General features: G+C 67.8%; 23 protein-coding genes. 13 read left to right on the top strand and 10 right to left on the bottom strand.

Features of this window, described 5'->3' with window-relative positions; genetic code table 11:
• Positions 1-46: 46 nt before the first annotated feature.
• On the bottom strand, positions 47-1,513 hold the full coding sequence (locus PQI23_RS02465) for a helix-turn-helix domain-containing protein (RefSeq protein ID WP_339971228.1): 1,467 nt from the start codon (positions 1,511-1,513) through the stop codon (positions 47-49).
• Between the two features lie 92 nt (positions 1,514-1,605).
• Here PQI23_RS02465 and pxpA point away from each other — a divergent pair, with 92 nt between their 5' ends.
• The 7 genes from pxpA to PQI23_RS02430 all read left to right on the top strand — a co-directional run bounded on the left by pxpA (position 1,606) and on the right by PQI23_RS02430 (position 6,885).
• Complete coding sequence (pxpA, locus tag PQI23_RS02460; RefSeq protein WP_339971226.1) at positions 1,606-2,340, top strand: 5-oxoprolinase subunit PxpA; 735 nt, start codon at positions 1,606-1,608, stop codon at positions 2,338-2,340.
• 49 nt (positions 2,341-2,389) lie between these two features.
• Positions 2,390-2,626 carry an acetyl-CoA carboxylase gene (locus PQI23_RS02455; RefSeq protein WP_339971225.1) on the top strand — a complete coding sequence of 79 codons (237 nt, stop codon included), beginning with the start codon at positions 2,390-2,392 and terminating at the stop codon, positions 2,624-2,626.
• Positions 2,627-2,677: 51 nt separating this feature from the next.
• Positions 2,678-4,033 carry an acetyl-CoA carboxylase biotin carboxylase subunit gene (locus PQI23_RS02450; RefSeq protein WP_339971223.1) on the top strand — a complete coding sequence of 452 codons (1,356 nt, stop codon included), beginning with the start codon at positions 2,678-2,680 and terminating at the stop codon, positions 4,031-4,033.
• A complete protein-coding gene (locus tag PQI23_RS02445; protein ID WP_339971221.1) occupies positions 4,030-4,923 on the top strand; it encodes a 5-oxoprolinase subunit B family protein in 894 nt (297 codons plus the stop codon). The genes PQI23_RS02450 and PQI23_RS02445 overlap by 4 nt, the downstream gene beginning before the upstream one ends.
• Entirely contained in the window at positions 4,913-5,878 is a 966-nt protein-coding gene (locus PQI23_RS02440; RefSeq protein ID WP_339971219.1) for a 5-oxoprolinase subunit C family protein, read from the top strand. The genes PQI23_RS02445 and PQI23_RS02440 overlap by 11 nt, the downstream gene beginning before the upstream one ends.
• Before the next feature lie 10 nt (positions 5,879-5,888).
• A complete protein-coding gene (locus PQI23_RS02435) occupies positions 5,889-6,083 on the top strand; it encodes a tautomerase family protein (protein ID WP_339971217.1) in 195 nt (64 codons plus the stop codon).
• A gap of 229 nt (positions 6,084-6,312) precedes the next feature.
• Positions 6,313-6,885 carry an HdeD family acid-resistance protein gene (locus tag PQI23_RS02430; protein ID WP_339971216.1) on the top strand — a complete coding sequence of 191 codons (573 nt, stop codon included), beginning with the start codon at positions 6,313-6,315 and terminating at the stop codon, positions 6,883-6,885.
• Between the two features lie 110 nt (positions 6,886-6,995).
• Here the strand turns inward: PQI23_RS02430 and PQI23_RS02425 are convergent, their stop codons facing one another.
• Genes PQI23_RS02425 through PQI23_RS02410 form a run of 4 tightly spaced genes read right to left on the bottom strand, consistent with a single transcriptional unit; the run spans position 6,996 to position 9,513 of the window.
• A complete protein-coding gene (locus PQI23_RS02425) occupies positions 6,996-7,457 on the bottom strand; it encodes an SseB family protein (RefSeq protein WP_339971214.1) in 462 nt (153 codons plus the stop codon).
• 18 nt (positions 7,458-7,475) lie between these two features.
• Entirely contained in the window at positions 7,476-8,159 is a 684-nt protein-coding gene (locus PQI23_RS02420) for an energy-coupling factor transporter transmembrane component T family protein (protein ID WP_339971212.1), read from the bottom strand.
• Complete coding sequence (locus PQI23_RS02415) at positions 8,156-8,905, bottom strand: energy-coupling factor ABC transporter ATP-binding protein (protein ID WP_339971210.1); 750 nt, start codon at positions 8,903-8,905, stop codon at positions 8,156-8,158. The genes PQI23_RS02420 and PQI23_RS02415 overlap by 4 nt, the downstream gene beginning before the upstream one ends.
• Positions 8,902-9,513: a biotin transporter BioY gene (locus tag PQI23_RS02410; protein ID WP_339971208.1), complete on the bottom strand. Its 612-nt coding sequence runs from the start codon at positions 9,511-9,513 to the stop codon at positions 8,902-8,904. The genes PQI23_RS02415 and PQI23_RS02410 overlap by 4 nt, the downstream gene beginning before the upstream one ends.
• A 122-nt stretch (positions 9,514-9,635) precedes the next feature.
• Here PQI23_RS02410 and PQI23_RS02405 point away from each other — a divergent pair, with 122 nt between their 5' ends.
• From PQI23_RS02405 to PQI23_RS02380, 6 genes are all read left to right on the top strand, one after another.
• A complete protein-coding gene (locus PQI23_RS02405; protein ID WP_339971206.1) occupies positions 9,636-10,271 on the top strand; it encodes a TetR/AcrR family transcriptional regulator in 636 nt (211 codons plus the stop codon).
• Positions 10,271-11,041 carry an alpha/beta fold hydrolase gene (locus tag PQI23_RS02400; protein WP_339971204.1) on the top strand — a complete coding sequence of 257 codons (771 nt, stop codon included), beginning with the start codon at positions 10,271-10,273 and terminating at the stop codon, positions 11,039-11,041. The genes PQI23_RS02405 and PQI23_RS02400 overlap by 1 nt, the downstream gene beginning before the upstream one ends.
• A gap of 150 nt (positions 11,042-11,191) precedes the next feature.
• A complete protein-coding gene (locus tag PQI23_RS02395; protein WP_339971202.1) occupies positions 11,192-11,479 on the top strand; it encodes a hypothetical protein in 288 nt (95 codons plus the stop codon).
• A 20-nt stretch (positions 11,480-11,499) separates the two neighbouring features.
• Positions 11,500-11,796: a hypothetical protein gene (locus PQI23_RS02390; RefSeq protein ID WP_339971200.1), complete on the top strand. Its 297-nt coding sequence runs from the start codon at positions 11,500-11,502 to the stop codon at positions 11,794-11,796.
• Between the two features lie 91 nt (positions 11,797-11,887).
• Positions 11,888-12,034, top strand: a complete 147-nt coding sequence (locus PQI23_RS02385) for a hypothetical protein (protein WP_339971198.1) — start codon at positions 11,888-11,890, stop codon at positions 12,032-12,034.
• Positions 12,035-12,087: 53 nt separating this feature from the next.
• Positions 12,088-12,291: a hypothetical protein gene (locus PQI23_RS02380; RefSeq protein ID WP_339971196.1), complete on the top strand. Its 204-nt coding sequence runs from the start codon at positions 12,088-12,090 to the stop codon at positions 12,289-12,291.
• 115 nt (positions 12,292-12,406) lie between these two features.
• On the opposite strand, the gene PQI23_RS02375 is transcribed toward PQI23_RS02380, so the two are convergent.
• The 5 genes from PQI23_RS02375 to PQI23_RS02355 all read right to left on the bottom strand — a co-directional run bounded on the left by PQI23_RS02375 (position 12,407) and on the right by PQI23_RS02355 (position 16,520).
• Positions 12,407-12,736: a DUF7882 family protein gene (locus tag PQI23_RS02375; RefSeq protein WP_339971195.1), complete on the bottom strand. Its 330-nt coding sequence runs from the start codon at positions 12,734-12,736 to the stop codon at positions 12,407-12,409.
• Between the two features lie 133 nt (positions 12,737-12,869).
• A complete protein-coding gene (locus PQI23_RS02370) occupies positions 12,870-13,031 on the bottom strand; it encodes a hypothetical protein (protein WP_339971193.1) in 162 nt (53 codons plus the stop codon).
• A gap of 97 nt (positions 13,032-13,128) precedes the next feature.
• The gene (gene nucS, locus PQI23_RS02365; protein ID WP_339971191.1) at positions 13,129-13,821 is read right to left on the bottom strand and encodes an endonuclease NucS; all 693 of its coding nucleotides are present in this window, start codon (positions 13,819-13,821) and stop codon (positions 13,129-13,131) included.
• 24 nt (positions 13,822-13,845) lie between these two features.
• On the bottom strand, positions 13,846-15,099 hold the full coding sequence (locus PQI23_RS02360; RefSeq protein WP_339971189.1) for an MFS transporter: 1,254 nt from the start codon (positions 15,097-15,099) through the stop codon (positions 13,846-13,848).
• Between the two features lie 80 nt (positions 15,100-15,179).
• Positions 15,180-16,520 carry an MATE family efflux transporter gene (locus PQI23_RS02355; RefSeq protein WP_339971187.1) on the bottom strand — a complete coding sequence of 447 codons (1,341 nt, stop codon included), beginning with the start codon at positions 16,518-16,520 and terminating at the stop codon, positions 15,180-15,182.
• Positions 16,521-16,542 lie beyond the last annotated feature (22 nt).

The raw sequence follows: 16,542 nt of genomic DNA, 5'->3' as shown, positions 1-16,542 counted from the left end.
GGGATCGCGGAGGCCGGCACTCGCTCGTCCTCGCCCGCAGGGAGGCCTAATAGGGTTCGATCTCGACCAGCCTGAGCGCCATCAGACACGTGGCGCGGCCGTCGAGCGTATCGAGAGAGATGCCGAGCAGCTCCTCGATCCGGCGGAGCCGGTAGCTGAGCGAGTTCCGATGGATGTAGAGCTCCTCGCAGGTCCGAGACGGCTGCGCGTCGTTGCGCAGCCAGGTCCGCAGTGTCGGCAGCAGCTCGGTCGCCCGTTGTTCGTCATGGTCGAACAGTGGGGCCAGAAACCGTTCCGCAGCCTCGCGAGCACCCCGGCCCGCAGCCGCGGCGACCACTGCGCTGAGGCCGAGCACCGGCGCCATGACCGGCGCCGAGACATGCCTGATGAGGTTGAGCGCGTGCACGAGAGCGATCCTCAGCTCATCGATCGTGCGAGCGGGCCCGCGCAGCACGAGCGGCAGCACGGGCTCGATGCCCAGGAGGCGCTTCGCGACCTGATCGGACTCCTCACGGGGAAACTGCGCGAGTGCGATGAGTTGCTCATCGAGTTCGGCCACGCGAACGTCATGGAATGCGTCGTGCAGAGCGACCCGCAGTTTCCACGCCGCGGCTGCATGCTCACCGCTCATGTCCGCGACGAGTAGCGTGGTCTCGGCCCGGCGACTCAGGCCGAGCTCGTGGAATGCGTTCGCGACGTCGCTTCGCGTCGCCTCCGACCACGCCACGCAGCGGTTGACGAACCGCAGCATATCCTGATGGCTGCTCGCGTCGACCACGACCGAGCGGTTCAACTGCAGCGCGAGGATCGAGGTGACGGGGGCGAGGAGCGACTCGACATCCGCGGACGAGCCGTAGAGGCGCACCGCGAGCTGGCAGGAGTTGCTGAGTCCCATGGGGAGCGGGACGGTGACGGTGTCGGGCTGGGACGCGCGGGCACCGCCGATTCTCCAGGTCACCGACTCGGGGTACTGCGCGATCAGCGAGTCGAACGCGTCGTACACGGCGATCGGGAGCTCGAGCGCTGCGTACATCGCCGCGAGAAGCGTCGATATCTCCGCGCCCTGACTGGCGAGCCGGGCGCATTCATCCGCGAGCACCCACCCCCGGTCGAGGAGCGCGATGCGCTCCGCCTGCAGCATGCCCTCGACGTGCTGATCGATCTTGAGCAGCGGCACGGTCGTGGGTACCTCGAGGAGGGGGAGGTCGTGCCTCGTGCACGCCGCGACGAGTCCCTTCGGCAAGGAGTCGTGCGCCGCGCCCACTGCGAACGCCAGCGCCGCGACGGGCACGCGGGTCAGGCGCTCGACGTAGCCGTCCCAGATGCTCTCCTCGGAGAAGTTCATGCCGATACCCGACGTGAGCAGAAGCACATTGGCGTCGAGGAACGGGGTGGGATCCAGGTGCTCGGTCGGCGCGCACCGAACGATCTCACGGCTCAGGCGATCGGGGCCTGTCGGGGTCTCCAGGCGGAGCTGCAGGGAGTGTTCGACCAGCAGATCAGCGACGCGCATCCCGCATCCTCTCGCGTTTGCACAAATGAGAACAGAAAATTTTTGCAACTGCATAGTAACGCTCGTCGAGCATGTTGCGTAGCTTGGGCTGCATGACATCACAGCGAAGTGACTCGGTTTCGGTGAACTCGGATATGGGTGAGGCGCTCGGCCTCCACACCTTCGGCAATGATCCTGCGCTGATGTCGCTGATCGATGTCGCGAACGTGGCCTGCGGCTTCCACTCGGGGGATCCGGGAACGATGGACGCGACCGTCGCGCTGGCCCAGCAGAACGGTGTTCGCGTCGGCGCTCATCCCGGCCTCCCCGATCTGGTCGGGTTCGGACGACGGGAGATGAAGCTGACTCCCGACGAGGTGGAGAGCCTGATCCGCTACCAAGTGGGTGCACTCGCCGGCTTCCTGCGCAAGTACGACATGCCGCTGAACCACATCAAGCCTCATGGGTCGCTGTACGGCATGCTGGCGCGCGACGAGGCGCTCATGCTCGGCGCGGTGCAGGTCGCACGCGATTTCGATGTTCCGGTCTTCGGAATCGCGGGCTCGGCCCACCAGCGCGTCGCGGAGCGCGAAGGCGTCGAGTTCATCGGCGAGCTGTACGTGGACCTCGACTACAACTCCGATGGCGGGCTGATCATTCTGCGGCAACCGCATGAGACGAACATCGTCGCCGCCTCCGAGCGTGCCCGTCGCGCCCTCGACTCCGGCACGATCCTGGCGACCGACGGCACCGAGCTCCCCATTTCATTCGGAAGCATCTGCGTGCACTCCGATACGCCGAACGCTGTCGAGGTGGCGACGGCCATCCGCGCCGTCGTCGACAGCTAGGCCCACTGATCCGCGACCCCCGCACGAATCACTGAAGAAAGCAGAATCCATGAGTTCACAGATCATCGCACCTATTCCGGGCGTGTTCTACCGTCGTCCCGCGCCCGACAAGGATCCGTTCGTCGAGGAGGGGGATGCGGTCGAAGCCGGTCAGACCGTTGGAGTCATCGAGATCATGAAGCAGTTCACAGAGGTGCGCAGTGATGCGGCTGGGGTGCTCACCTCGTTCGAGGTCGAGGATCTCGGCATGGTGGGCCCGGGTGACGTGATTGCGACGATCGACTAGGCCCACCCGTTCGAACGTCGAACGCCCACTGACTCGAGTGAAGGACACACCTTGAAGAAACTGCTGATCGCGAACCGCGGTGAGATCGCCGTGCGGATCATCCGCGCAGCGAAGGAGATGGGCATCGCGACTGTCGCGGTGGCGAGTGAAGCCGATCGCGACTCCAATGCGGCGCGGTACGCGGATGAGTGCGCCGTCATCGGTCCCGCGCCGGCGGGGCTCAGCTACCTCAACCAGGAGGCGGTGATCGCCGCCGCGGTCGACACCGGTGCCGACGCCGTGCATCCTGGCTACGGCTTCCTCTCCGAGAACGCGGGCTTCGCGCGCAAGGTGCTGGAGGCCGGGCTGACCTGGGTCGGGCCGAGCCCCGAATCGATCGACCTGATGGGCGACAAGGCGCGGGCGCGGCGGGCGGCGATCGAAGCCGGAGTTCCCGTGCTCGCCGGAACAGACGGCGTGCTGGATGTCTCCGGCGACCTCGAGGCGCTCGCCGAGAGCATCGGGTATCCACTGGTGGTCAAGGCCTCAGCGGGCGGCGGGGGCCGAGGGATCCGCCGCATCAATTCGCGTGAGGAGCTCCGCAGCACCGTCGAGGTCGCGCAGGCCGAGGCGCTCGCCGCCTTCAACTCGAGCGACGTCTACTTCGAGCGCTTCGTGACCCGGGCGCGCCACGTCGAGGTGCAGGTATTCGGAGACGGCGAGAGCTGGGTGCACTTGGGCGACCGCGACTGCTCGATGCAGCGCCGTCAGCAGAAGGTGATCGAGGAGGCCCCGGCGCCCGGTCTGCCCGATGAGCTGCGCGAGCTGATGCGATCGACTTCCGTGGAGCTCGCGCGCCAGACGGCGTACACCGGGGCGGGCACGGTCGAGTTCCTGTACGACCCTCAGCGTCAGGAGATCGCCTTCATCGAGATGAATACGCGGTTGCAGGTGGAGCACCCGATCAGCGAGGCGATCACCGGCATCGACCTGGTGCGCGAGCAGTTGCGCATCGCGGCGGGCGAGAAGCTCGGCTACACCCAGGCCGACATCCGTCTCGACGGTCACGCCTTCGAGTTCCGCATCAATGCGGAGGATCCGAACAACAACTTCATGCCGAGTCCCGGGCGCATCGAATCGCTCGAGCTCTCGGGCGGGCCGGGTGTTCGAGCGGACTTCGGGTTCGGGGCGGGCCAGACGGTGGTGCCGTTCTACGATTCACTGCTCGGCAAGCTGATCGTCTGGGACGTCGACCGCGACCGAGCGATGGCGCGCGCGGCGCGCGTACTCGCCGAGACGGAGATCTCGGGCATCAGCACGACCGTTCCGCTCATGCGCCGACTCGTCGCGCTCGACGACTTCCGCTCCGCGACGCATCACACGACGACCATCGAATCGGTTCCGGGCCTGTTAGGAGAATCCGCATGACGCTCACCGACCACGCACGGTACAGCTGGGGCGGGGACGAGTTCCTGCTCGTCGAGATCGCACCCGACATGTCCCTCGAGGCGAACTTCGTCGCGAACGCCATGGCGGCGGGCCTCGGGGAGCAGGAGCTCGACGGCATCGTCGACATCTGCCCGGCGAACGCGTCGTTGCTGATCCGCTTCGATCCCGACCGGCTCGGCCACGACGCGCTCGAGAGCGCGGTCCGATCCATCGAGGCCGAGGTGAAGCAGGCGACGGTGCAGGAGCTGGAGACCCGCATCATCGAGGTGCCCGTCTGGTACGACGATCCGTTCACCAGCGAGACTGAAACCCGGTTCCGCGAGGGCTACCACCAACGACCCGAGGGGACGGATCTCGACTACTGCGCAGAGGTCAACGGTCTCGCGAGCGCCGAAGAGTTCATTCAGCGACACCATGAGACACCGTGGTTGGTCTCGATGGTCGGGTTCGTCGCCGGCCTTCCGTTCCTGTTCCAGCTGACGCCGCGCGAGCGGCAACTCGAGGTACCGAAGTACTTGAGCCCGCGCACGGACACCCCGCCCCTGACGCTCGGGTACGGCGGCTGCTTCACCGCGCACTATTCCGTTCGCGGTGCGGGCGGGTATCAGATGCTCGGAATCACTCCGAGCCCGATCTTCGATCCGGAGCAGAAGCTCGCAGACTTCTCGGACTTCATGGTGCTGTTCCGAACCGGCGACATCGTGAAGTACCGGCCGATCGACGAGGCCGAGTATCGCGAGATCCAGGCGGAGGTGGAGGCCGGAACCTACCGCTACAAGCAGGCACCGGTGCGCTTCACCCTTGCCGACGCGCTGGCCGATCCCGATGCCTACAACCGCACACTCCTGGAGGCTCTTGATGTCGCTTGAGGTACTCACCCCTGGACTGGCAACCACCGTGCAGGATCGCGGTCGATTCGGCTATTACCGATTCGGGATCCCGCAGGGCGGTGCGATGGATCAGTACGCCGCGACCCTCGGAAACCGTCTCGTCGGCAATACCGCCGATGAGGCTGTGCTCGAGTGCACGTATCTGGGTCCGCAGCTGAGAACGGATGCTGACGCGGTGATCGCCGTCACCGGCGCGCCCGTCGAGGTGCTCGTCAACGGCGAACCCGCTCCGCAGAACGAACGCATCGACCTCAGCGCAGGAGACGAGCTGTCGTTCGGAATGCTTCGAGGCGGGTCGAAGTTCTACATCGCCATAGCGGGCGGAATCGATGTTCCACGCGTACTGGGTTCGAGGTCGACCTACCCCATCGGCAGGCTGGGCGGGTTCGAGGGGCGTGCGGTGCAGGCGGCCGACGTGCTTCCCGTCGGAGCGTCGGCGCCCGGGCGACTGCCCGTGCTGGAGTCGATCCGGGAGGATCTGCTGCCGGCGTACGAGCGGGAGATCTCGGTACGCATCATGCTCGGGCTGTACGACCACAAGCTCACCGCGGCAGGATTGGCGAATCTCACCGAGGCGGAGTGGACGCTGACACCGGTGGCCGATCGCATGGGCCTGCGCTTCGACGGCCCGGGAGCGGAGTGGAAGCGCGAGGAGCAGCCGTTCGGTGCGGGGCAGGATCCATCGAACATCACTGACGCCGGGTACGCGGTCGGGTCGATTCAGATTCCCGGCGGCACGCAGCCCATCGTGCTGCACTGCGATGCCGTGTCGGGCGGGGGATACGCGCAGGCAGCGACGGTGATCAGTGCAGACATGGATGTGTTCGCGCGCATGGCTCCCGGTGCGAAGGTGCGTTTCGCATCCGTCTCGATGGATGAGGCGCTCGCGGCCCGGGCCGAGCGAAACGCCCGCTTCGCGCGGGTGTGGAAGTGAGGAGCGCCTGATGCCACTCGTGAGTGTGAAGATGTTCGAGCACCGCCTGCAGCAGGATCCCGACCTGGCGAGACGACTCGCCGTCGCCATCGACGACGTGGTGGCCGAGCACTGCACCGGCCCCGACGGCAAGCGACCCGACACCTGGGTGACGGTCGAGGGGGTGCCGCGGGAGCAGTGGACGTTCAACGGCGAGACGCGCTGACAGCCGCGACGCACTGAGCCCGCCTCGGCGCCCCGCCTCGGCACCCCTCTGCGAGAGGGGTCGCTTTCCGTGCGTGTCGCGCGGCCGACACCCACGAGAACTGACCCCGCTCGCAGAGAGGGCACCGCAGTGCGTGCCCGGCAGGTCTCGTGCTTTTCGCGTGCATCGGTCATGATGTGAGGCATACCGGCGCGCACCGGCGCCTCGTTCCTCGGTCTTGGAGGCGGTCATGTCCACGGAAACAACTCCCCAGCAGCACCTGCCCGGCGACGGGCTTCGCACCGCGCTCGGCATCGGCGGGCTCATCGCGATCGTGCTCGGCCTGCTCATCGTGTTCTTCCCGGCGGCCTCGGGAGCGGTGACCATGCAGATCGTGGCGGCGCTCGCTGCAGCGTACGCGCTGGTCGTCGGCGTGGTGTACCTCGGCACCGCCGTGTTCACGCGCACGATCGGCGGGTGGGCCCGTACCGGGCGTGTGGTGCTCGGCCTGCTCTACATCATCGGCGGGGTCGTGATGCTGGTGAACCTGGGTGCGACGGCCGCGATCCTCGCAATCTTCCTGTCGGTCACCGTCGGCGCGCTGTGGGTGTTCGAGGGGGCGCTCGCGTTCGCCACGCTCAAGCAGTCGCCGAGTCGGGCGTGGAGCATCGTCCACGGCGTCGTGAGCGTGCTCGCGGGGGCAGTGCTCATCCTCACCCCGCTGCTCGCCGCGGTGACGCTCTGGCTGCTGCTCGGCATCTCGATGCTGGTACTCGGCGTCGTGCAGGCGGTGCGAGCGTTCGGGATGAAGCCGAAGGCCTGAAGCCGGCAGCGCGACACCTCGCCGGCGCCCCTCTGCGAGCGGGGTCGCTTTCCGTGTGTGTCGCGAGTCCGACACCCACGAAAACTGACCCCGCTCGCAGAGTGGGTGCCCTAGCGCATGCCCTCCAGCAGCTCGGCGGTGATCTCATCGTCGCCGGCGGCGAGCGTGATGTACTTGCGCAGCAGCACGAGCGACGCCGAGGCCTTGTCGAATTCGGCGGCCACGAAGCGGTCGGAGCCGATGAGCGAGAGCGCGTCGCGGGCGGGCATCACCGCGCCCTTCACCTGTTCGCTCCGGCTCGCCGGGGCGAGGGCGCGCAACTCCGCCATCGACGTGAAGATCGGCAGCACGGGCTGCCCGGTGGTCGAGCGGATCATGCGCACGCGGTGCCCCTTCTTCTTGGACGGGGCGCCGGTGACATCGACGACGAGGTAGCCCTCGCGCAGTGCGTTCAAGAACGCCGCGAGATGCGCGTAGTCGGGGGTCTGCTGCAGCGCGGTCAGCGCTTCGCGCGCCCCGGCGTTCGCATAGTCGGCGTGCACGTCATCGGGGATGGGCGACTGCTCGGTCATGGAATCCAGCCTACGGGCTCATTCCTCGCCGATGCCCCGCGCTGCGAGGGCTTCCCCGGTGAGCTGAGCATGTGCGACGGTGCGCAGCACGAGCGGTACGACCCGAGCGCGGGGGTTCCGTTCGAGGCCTCGCGCTCGCGCCGCCGCCGCCGTCTCCTGCGCGATGCCGAGGATGCTCGGGATGGCGCGGATCACGAGCGAGAACGCGAGCGCGACGCGCTCGGGCTTCGCCCCGAACCGGCGGAGGGGCGCGAGCGCGCGCGTGATCGTGTCGAGCATGTCCTCGACGGCGGTGCTCGCCGTCACCGCGCTCGCGACGAGCACGAGGGCGAGGAGGTCGCCGATGACGGAGTATCCCCGAGCGAAACCCGCAGCCCACGCGGCGGCCGAGGGGAGGTCGAGGCCGTGGGCCCCCCATGCGCCATCGCGGGCGAACGCGGCGCTCGCCGCGGTGAACAGCAGCAGCGGAACCGCGATGAGGGCGAAGCGCCGCGTCACGCGCCAGAAGTCTCGGCCGCGGAGGCCGGCGATGCCGGCGATGACGACGGCGAGCAGCAGGCCGATCGTCGTCGCCGCGGCGCCGCCGGTCGCCATCGTGAGGATCGCGAACACGAACAGTCCGATGAGCTTGGCTCCGGGGCTCACCCGGTGCAGCGGCCCCGGGCGGGCGATGTACTCGCCGAGCGGCGACGCGGCGGTCACTGCGACGCCGCGTTTCGGTACTGCGCGATGGCCGCTGCAGGGTCGCCATCGAAGACGACGCGACCGCCGTCGATGACGATCGCACGATCGGTGCGGGCGGCGAGCTCGAGGTCGTGGGTCACGATGATCACCTGTTGCGGGAGCGACATGAGCAGGTCGCCGATCATGCGTGCGTTGCGCAGGTCGAGCAGGGTCGTGGGCTCGTCGGCGACGAGGATCGCCGGGTCGGTCGCGAGCACCGACGCGATGGCGAGAAGCTGCTTCTGACCTCCCGACAGGGTGTGCACGCTGTGGTCCGCGAGATCCTGCAGGCCGAAGCGTTCGAGCGTCGCCAGTACCGCTGCTCGGCGGGCTGCGGCGTCGCGGTGGCTGCGGCGGAGTGAGAGGGAGACGTCTTCGACGACGGTCGGCATGATGAGCTGCGCCGACGGATCGGTGAAGACGAAGCCGACTGCTCGCCGCACGGCAGCACCATCTCGGCGCGTATCGAGGGAGCGAGAAGTGCTGCCGCCGCGGAGTTCGACGTTCACGCCGCCCGCGCTCGGCTCGACGAGACCGTTGATGAGCCGAGCGAGCGTCGACTTCCCCGAACCGTTGCCGCCGATGATCGCGATGCGGCGTTCGTCGAGCGTCAGCGAGGTGGGGTGCAGGATCGTCGCATCGTCTTGCGAGGTGGGCGCCGTGACGACGACATTCCGCAGCTCGATCGAACTGTTCGCATCCGAACCCGCTCGAGGAGCCGTCATCGTCGGGGCAGGAGGGCGGGGAATGCCCGGTGCACCGCGGTCGCGACGAGCGCGACGATGAGCGTCTTCACGAGGTCGCCGGGCCAGAACGCCAGGTCGAAGAGGAATGCCGATCCGATGCTCATGTCGGCGCGCCAGGCGAGGCCCAGCGGCCCCAGCGTGTGCACGAATACGAGATTGGCGACGAGCCCTGCGGCGAAGATGAGCGGCACGCTCGTCGCGGTCTTGCGGCGAGGCAGTCGCTCCACGATGAAGCCGATGAGCCACGCGGCGAGCGGGAAGCTGACGAGGTAGCCCACGGTGGGGCCGGCGAACGGAGCGAGCCCGGCCGATCCGCCGCTGAATACGGGAAGGCCTGCGGCTCCGACCGCCATGAAGAGCAGCACTGCGAGCATGCCGCGATTGGCCCCGAGAACTGCCCCGGCCAGCATCACGGCGAGCGTCTGCAGGGTGATCGAGGCGGGACCGAGGCTGATGCCGGGGATGATCGAGCACACGGCGATGAGCGCCGCGAATGTCGCGATGAGTGCGAGGTCCGTGGCCACGTGGCGGCGGTACGGTGCCTGTCGCGCTTCATGCTGCGGGGTGGTGAGGTCTGCAGTGGTCACGGTGCCTCCGGGGTCTGGCCGTCTGACGGCTGGTCGATTCCGATACCGTCTCGACCGGGGCCGACGACGAACCTGAACAGTGTTCTGGTGAACGGTGTTCAGGTTAGCGCTAGGCTGAGGGGATGCGCAACACGCTCGCCGACGTGGTCTCCGCGGCGCTGCGCGTGCTCGACCAGCAGGGGCTCGAGGGCTGCTCGATGCGCAGGGTCGCGGCCGCGCTCGATGTGCAGCCGAGCGCGCTCTATCACCACGTGCCGAACAAGCAGACGCTGCTCGCGCGCATGGCCGACGTCATCGTCGGCGGAGTGGCAGCAGGCGATGCGTTGGCGACCGATGCGGATCCGCGCGCCGAGCCCGGCGCGGAGCGCGCGCGACGCGTGTGCCTCGAGATGCGCAGCGCGATGCTCGCGGTGCGCGATGGAGCCGATGTCGTCGCCACGGCTGCGGCGTTCAGGTTGGGCTCCTCCGACGTCGAGCAGCGGCTCGGCGAGTGGGTGGGTGCCGACGCCGCGCGCGCCCTGCTCTTCTACACGTTCGGGCAGGCGCAATCGACGCAGACGCACCTGCAAGCCGCGTCCCTCGGCGCACTGATCGCGCCGGAGGGCGGGCAGGCGGCGCTCGCCGCGGAAGCGGACGAGGCGGGGCCGGATCCCGCGGCCGAGCTCGACGCATCGTTCGAGCGGGGGCTCGACATCATCATCGCCGGCCTGGCCTCCGAGCGGGCCGGGATCGCGTCGACGAACGATATTCTGCACTGATGACATCGCGAGATCTCACGTACGACCTCGGCCCGGTATCGATGGCGTACACGGAGTCGCGCGAGCTCGCAGGCGGGGTCGATCGCACGTACGTTCTGGTGCACGGCATCGGGATGGGTCGGGTCGTCTTCGACGGGGTCGCCGCTGAACTCGCCCCCGAAGCGCGGGTGCTCGCGATCGATCTGCCCGGCTTCGGCGAATCGCCCGAACCCGGTTCCGCCGCGACGCTCGAGCAGACGGCGGAGGTCGTCGCGCAGTTCGTCCGCGACCGCGCCGCCGGCCCGGCCGTGCTCGTCGGGCACTCCATGGGCACGCAGATCGTCGCCGAGATCGCCTGTCGGCATCCCGAGCTCGTCGAAGCGCTCGTGCTCATCGCGCCGACGGTGAACCCCTGCGAGCGTTCGGCGATCCGACAGGGCCTGCGCATGGCTCAGGATCTGATCGGGGAATCACCGAGAGTGATTCTGCTCGGGCTGAGCCAGTACGTGAAGACGAGTCCGAAATGGTTCTTCAACAAGCTCCGGTTCATGCTGGCGCATCGACTCGAGCGAATCTGCCCGTGTATCCATGCGCCGACGCTCGTGCTCAGCGGTGAATCCGATCGCGTATGCCCGCGCGGATGGGTGGAGCAGGTGGCACGAGCGCTGCCGAACAGCGCGATGGAGCTGATTCCGGATCGCGGCCACGAAGCGATCATCCGCAGCCCCGAGCCCGTCGCCTCGATGATTCGCGAGTTCATGGAGCGCCGATCCCTGGGTGCCGCGACGTGACGCGGTCATTCTCGATCGAGACCCGGCCCCCCGCGGCACCTCTCGTCGTACAGCGGATCCCGATCTCAGCAGTGGAGCCCATCGAGCTTTCTGCCGCCTGAGCGCGGATCGCCTGCATGAGCGTCGGAGGTCGCACCTACGCTGCTGCCCGTGGTGGAACGTTCGAACCTGATCCAAGTCGCGAGTGACGAGTGGATCGTGATGCGGGAGTTCGCGCAGTACCCGAAGGCCGTGATCCGCGGAATTCGCGACACGTCGGGTGACGCCCGATATCTTCTCCTCGCGTGGCATCCGGTGCGCCATCGGCAGCGGATGGTCGGTATCTTCACGACGCGCGAGGAGGCCGAGAACGCGGTGCCCTGGCCGTCGCGCTCGCCTCGGTTGCCCGGCCTTCCGGGCACGAACGGGAGTCGATCCGCGATCCGTGAATCGCGCTGATATCGAGTACTATCGAACATATGTTCGAATCCGTCATTGGCCCGAAAATGCCGCTCCTGGACGAGACTGTGGTCGTCTGGATGGTCGAAGGGCGACCCTCGCGTCTGGTCTTCGAACGAGCTCGATGGCGCGTCGAGGGCGAACCGCGCCCGATCATCGAGGTGCCCGACGGGCACATGCATCCGCTGATCACTCACGTCACCGAGCGTCATACCGGGTGGCGGTGCACGGTGCGTCGAGACGGTGGTGCCGAACGGCTCGAGCTCGCGGTTCGGCGAGAGGGCGTGCGTTGGATCGCGGAGCGCGTGCCCGCCTGACCCCGATGGGCCGAGCGGCGCGAACGCGCAACCCCCTATTCGAGCGTGGCGATATCCCAGAAGCTGAAACTCCAATCGAAAGGAGTGCAGTATGAGCATGCTTGACGATGCGGCGGACAACACGAAGAACGCCGTGAAGCGCGCACGCAACGAAGCCGCGGACGATCGGAAGCAGGACCAGGGTGTGAAGCCGGGCGAGTCGCCGCGCGACGCGGAGTCGGAGACGACCACCGACTGACGTTCAGACCGCGCAGTGCAGTCGATTCACCGTTCACGGAAAGGAGCAGCACGATGTCCACGAACTTGAACGACCCGAACCACTCGGAGGGCGAGGGCGCGCATCTGGGAGCTGAGGGCAATGGTCCCCTGGTCGATCCTGATTCCCCGGAGCAGCCGTTGGCGCAGGAGCACGAGGAGGGCACCGGCCTTGACAGCCCGGTAGCTCCCGGAGTGCCGGACCAGCAGGATCCCGGAGCCGCAACAGAATCCGCGTAGCGCTGCGGCGCTCGCCTCGCGAGCGGCATCAGCGGAACGCATGAGTGAGCCTCCCGTCGACAGCTGTCGATGGGAGGCTCACTGGCGTTCGGCGCTGCACGCGCCGAACGTTCCGCTACATCAGATCCGGGTTCTTCTTCGCGTACTTCTCGGCATCCTCTTCGGAGATCACCACGAGTCCGCGAGGCGTGTGCGACAGCGCCATCAGCGCTTTGAGCCACAGCTGGTTGTACTCCGGCTCTCGGCTTCCGGAGAAGCGGAAGGCGATGACCGCGTACGGCGACATCCAGACGGAGACTCGTCCGCTGCCCTCGTCCGCGCCCCGCTGCCAGCTCAGGAAGAAGCACTCCTGCTTCTTCAGCTTCTGCCCCACCACGAATTTCAGGTGCAGCAGTAATCGGTCTTCGAACTCGAACTCTTGTCCCCCGTGAATCAAATACCCCATGCTCGAAGCATCGCACAGGCGGAGTCGTACGCATACGCGGATGGGCAAACTCGCGTTTCAGCTACCTATATCCATCCTGGAACATGCACTTTGTGGAGCACATTCGCCCGCTGCGCGAGCCCCGGAGCACGGTCTACTGCCGGTTCGAGGCCTTCTCCCTGAGTATTCCGACGATGCCGGTGACGAGGAACAACGCGATGCCGATGACGGCGAGCCAGAAGAGGCCCTTGATGACGAAGCCGAGTACGGCGACGACGATCCAAGCGATGAGGAGGAAGAGGAGGAGCGCGCGCATGTCAGCACCGTACACCGAGGCGCAGACGGGCGGAGCACCCTTGCCATCGACCGCCGCTTGTGTCAGCGGTGTGCGGCGAAAGCCGACTCGGGCGATTTCAGAACAGCGTGTTCTTGTCCTCCATGCCGCGCATCGCGTCGTAATCGAGCAGGAGGCAGCGGATCCCGCGATCCTCGGCGAGGGTGCGCGCCTGCGGTTTGATCTCCTGCGCGGCGAAGACCCCGGTGACCGGCGCGAGCTTCGGGTCGCGGTTCATGAGTTCGAGGTAGCGGGTGAGCTGCTCGACGCCGTCGATGCCGCCGCGTCGCTTGATCTCGATCGCGACTGACGCGCCGTTCGCATCTTTCGCGAGGATGTCGACGGGGCCGATCGCCGTCATGTACTCGCGCCGCACGAGGGTGTGCCCGGCGCCCGCGAGCTCGATCTGATCCGCGAGCAGCTCTTGCAGATGCGCTTCGACGCCATCCTTGATGAGGCCGGGATCGATGCCGAGGTCGTGCGTGCTGTCGTGGAAGATCTCGAAGAGCGAGACGACGAGCTTGTCGGAGGTCTTCTTGTGGGTGACCTCCCAAGCCTCGACGATTCCCGCACCCGTCTGCGTCTCGTCGAGCTCGACCTGAGCATGCGAGCACGGCGGGCTCATCCAGTTCAACGGTTTGTACGAACCGCCATCCGAGTGCACGAGTATGCTGCCGTCGTTCTTCAGCATGAGCACGCGCTTCGCGCGGGGGAGGTGCGCCGACAGGCGGCCTGCATAGTCGACTGAGCAGTCTGCAACAACGATTCGCACCCGCAGGAGTTTACAGCTTCGCGCTCAGTGCGACGTTCCGAAACCGCCTCGAGGCTCTCGGGCTGCGCGGGCGGCGACGAACACGAATGCGGAGAACGCGGCGAGGGGCCAGAACGCCTGGAGGAGACCGAGGTGCTCGCCGAGGAAGCCGATGCCCATGGGCCCGAGCAGGAACGCCGTGTACGCGATCGCGGAGACGGCGGCGACGTCGCGAGTCGCGGTCGCCGGGTTGTCGGCCGCCGCCGAGATGCCGATCGGGAAGCCGAGCGCGCAACCGACGCCCCAGCACACGGCACCGACCACTGACGCCCAGGAGAAGGGCACGAGAATCACCAGGACGAGCCCGGCGAGCACGAGGATCGCGCCGCCGCGGAGCACCTGGACGCGCCCGAAGCGGGTCAGCAGCCAGGAGCCGCCGATGCGCACGAGGGTCATGGAGACGAAGAAGATACCCAGGGTGAGCGCGGCCGATTCGTTCGCGAACCCGCGGCCGTCGGCGAGCGCGAGCGGCAGCCAGTCGCTCGCCGTGCCCTCCGCCAACGCCATGGACATCGCGATGAGGCCGATCACGAGAATGCGCGGTTGACGCCACGGCGAGTACGAGGCATGTGGAACCGGGATGCCGCCCGCCGCGACCGGGATGCTGGTGGGCCCGGTGTGCACGTTCGACGGGCTGTCGGGCGTCGTGTGCTCGACGTTTCCCGACGGCAGGTTCGGCAGCGCGAAGATCGCGATGATCAGAATCAGCGCGTAGGTGCCGCCGAGGTGCACGGGAACGATGATGCCGGAGGTCTCGGCGAGCGCGGAGACGCCCATCGCGCTGACGCTCCCGAGGCTGTACGCGGCGTGCAGGAGCGGCATGCGCGGCTTGCCGAGCGCTCGTTCCGCGCCTGCACCGCTCACGTTCATCGCGACGTCCGACGTGCCGAACGTGAGGCCGTAGAGCACGAGGCATGCGATCGCGGGAGCGGTCGCGTCGATCCAGAAGAGGGTCGCCGCGGTGGGGAGCATCAGGGTCTGCCCCGCGATCCCGATGACCAGTGTGCGTCGCGGCCCGAGCCACGAGACGGTGCGCCCCGAGAAGACGAGCCCGGTGAGCGAGCCCAGCGCGAGCGAGAGACCGAGCCAGCTCATCTCCAGCGTGCTGGCGCCGAGGTGGTCGCGAAGCGCCGGAATGCGTCCGAGCCAGCTGCTGAACCCGAAGCCGAGGAGCGCGAAGATCACCAGCACGCCGTAGGTCCAGCGCACGGCGAGACGGTGGTCGAACGAACGGGACACGGTGCTCCTGTGCATACGGTGCGGGCGGGAAAGGTTCAGGCTATCAACGGGAGGGGTTCGTCAGGGCTGCTGCAGGCGTGTCACACGCCGAGCCGCACCCAGCGGTCTCCTCGTGCCCGGATTCCCAGGGTGACCGCACGCGCTGTCATGAATACGACGGTGAACCCGGCGGTGAGCGCGATGAGGCCGCTCGTGCCTGCCGGGACGAGCACGGTGAGCGCCCAGAGCACGGGGAGGTAGGCGGTGAGGTTGATCAGGCTCGTCCACGCGAGGTAGCGCGCGTCGCCGGCGCCCATGAGCACACCGTCGAGCACGAAGACGTACCCCGCGAGCGGCAGCGAGATGCCGAGTACGAGAATCGCGGCGGGCAGGATCGTCAGTACCGCGTCGTCGTCGGTGAACATCCGACCGACTGCCGGGCTCGCGAGGGCGAGGGCTCCGCCGAAGACGAGGCCGCATCCGATGCCCCAGAACACGCTGCGGCGCACGACCATCCTCGCCCGGTGCGGATCGCCGGAACCCAGAGCGTCGCCGATGAGCGCCTGCGCTGCGATGGCGAGTGCATCGAGTGCGAACGCGGCGGTCGAGAAGATCGTGAAGACGACCTGGTACGCCGCGGTCGCCGCGGTGCCGTGGCTCGTCGCTGCGAACACGGTCGCGAGGAGGGCGGCGCGCAGACCGAGGGTGCGCACGAAGAGCCAGCCGCCGCTCTGACTCGCTCGGCCGAGGCCTGCACGCCGGGGCAGCAGGCGCGCGCCCGCACGTCGCGCGTGGCGCACCACCACGATCAGGTAGACCGCGACCATCGCCCACTGTGCGAGCACCGTGCCCCATGCGCTCCCGGCGATGCCGAAGCCCAGGCCGTAGATGAACCACCAGTTGAGCAGGGCGTTGAGCGCGAATCCCACGGTGGCGACCGCGAGCGGGGTGCGGGTGTCTTGCAGTCCTCGCAGCAATCCGCTCGCTGCGAAGACCACGAGCATCGCGGGAATTCCGAGGCACGAGACCGTGAGATAGGCGAGCGCTTGCCGAGTCGCCGGCTCGTCGGCCCCGAAGGACGCGACGATCGGGCCGCTCGCGAGCCACAGCGCGGCCCCGACCGCAACACCGATGCCGAGCGCGAGCCACAGCCCGTCGATGCCGTATTGCACGGCACCGCGGAGGTCGCCCGCTCCACGTGTGCGAGCGACGAGCGGGGTGGTCGCGTAGGCGAGGAAGATCATGAGCCCGACGGTGGTCTGGAGAACGGCGCTCGCGATCGCCAGGCCCGCGAGCGGGACGGCGCCCAGGTGGCCGACCAGAGCCGAGTCCACGATCAGGAACATGGGCTCCGCGATGAGCGCGCCGAGCGCCGGAATGGCGAGATGCGCGATGCTGCGATCGATGCTCCTCCGCTCCGCGCGCGTGCGATCCGGGGTCATGCCACAACGCTAGCGCCCCCCG

Origin of the sequence: Leucobacter sp. USCH14 (assembly GCF_037619215.1) — a bacterium.
GTDB lineage: Bacteria > Actinomycetota > Actinomycetes > Actinomycetales > Microbacteriaceae > Leucobacter.
This window is presented reverse-complemented; position numbering and strand designations above follow the sequence as displayed.

Bases quoted from the DNA above. Each gene is read 5' to 3' on its own strand.
- PQI23_RS02465 (WP_339971228.1), bottom strand. From the start codon at position 1,513: ATGCGCGTCGCTGATCTGCTGGTCGAACACTCCCTGCAGCTCCGCCTG.
- PQI23_RS02445 (WP_339971221.1), top strand. From the start codon at position 4,030: ATGACGCTCACCGACCACGCACGGTACAGCTGGGGCGGGGACGAGTTC.
- PQI23_RS02385 (WP_339971198.1), top strand. From the start codon at position 11,888: ATGAGCATGCTTGACGATGCGGCGGACAACACGAAGAACGCCGTGAAG.
- PQI23_RS02405 (WP_339971206.1), top strand. From the start codon at position 9,636: ATGCGCAACACGCTCGCCGACGTGGTCTCCGCGGCGCTGCGCGTGCTC.
- PQI23_RS02355 (WP_339971187.1), bottom strand. From the start codon at position 16,520: ATGACCCCGGATCGCACGCGCGCGGAGCGGAGGAGCATCGATCGCAGC.
- PQI23_RS02375 (WP_339971195.1), bottom strand. From the start codon at position 12,736: ATGGGGTATTTGATTCACGGGGGACAAGAGTTCGAGTTCGAAGACCGA.
- PQI23_RS02370 (WP_339971193.1), bottom strand. From the start codon at position 13,031: ATGCGCGCGCTCCTCCTCTTCCTCCTCATCGCTTGGATCGTCGTCGCC.
- PQI23_RS02455 (WP_339971225.1), top strand. From the start codon at position 2,390: ATGAGTTCACAGATCATCGCACCTATTCCGGGCGTGTTCTACCGTCGT.
- PQI23_RS02435 (WP_339971217.1), top strand. From the start codon at position 5,889: ATGCCACTCGTGAGTGTGAAGATGTTCGAGCACCGCCTGCAGCAGGAT.
- PQI23_RS02400 (WP_339971204.1), top strand. From the start codon at position 10,271: ATGACATCGCGAGATCTCACGTACGACCTCGGCCCGGTATCGATGGCG.
- PQI23_RS02425 (WP_339971214.1), bottom strand. From the start codon at position 7,457: ATGACCGAGCAGTCGCCCATCCCCGATGACGTGCACGCCGACTATGCG.
- PQI23_RS02380 (WP_339971196.1), top strand. From the start codon at position 12,088: ATGTCCACGAACTTGAACGACCCGAACCACTCGGAGGGCGAGGGCGCG.
- PQI23_RS02415 (WP_339971210.1), bottom strand. From the start codon at position 8,905: ATGACGGCTCCTCGAGCGGGTTCGGATGCGAACAGTTCGATCGAGCTG.
- pxpA (WP_339971226.1), top strand. From the start codon at position 1,606: ATGACATCACAGCGAAGTGACTCGGTTTCGGTGAACTCGGATATGGGT.
- PQI23_RS02390 (WP_339971200.1), top strand. From the start codon at position 11,500: ATGTTCGAATCCGTCATTGGCCCGAAAATGCCGCTCCTGGACGAGACT.
- PQI23_RS02430 (WP_339971216.1), top strand. From the start codon at position 6,313: ATGTCCACGGAAACAACTCCCCAGCAGCACCTGCCCGGCGACGGGCTT.
- PQI23_RS02440 (WP_339971219.1), top strand. From the start codon at position 4,913: ATGTCGCTTGAGGTACTCACCCCTGGACTGGCAACCACCGTGCAGGAT.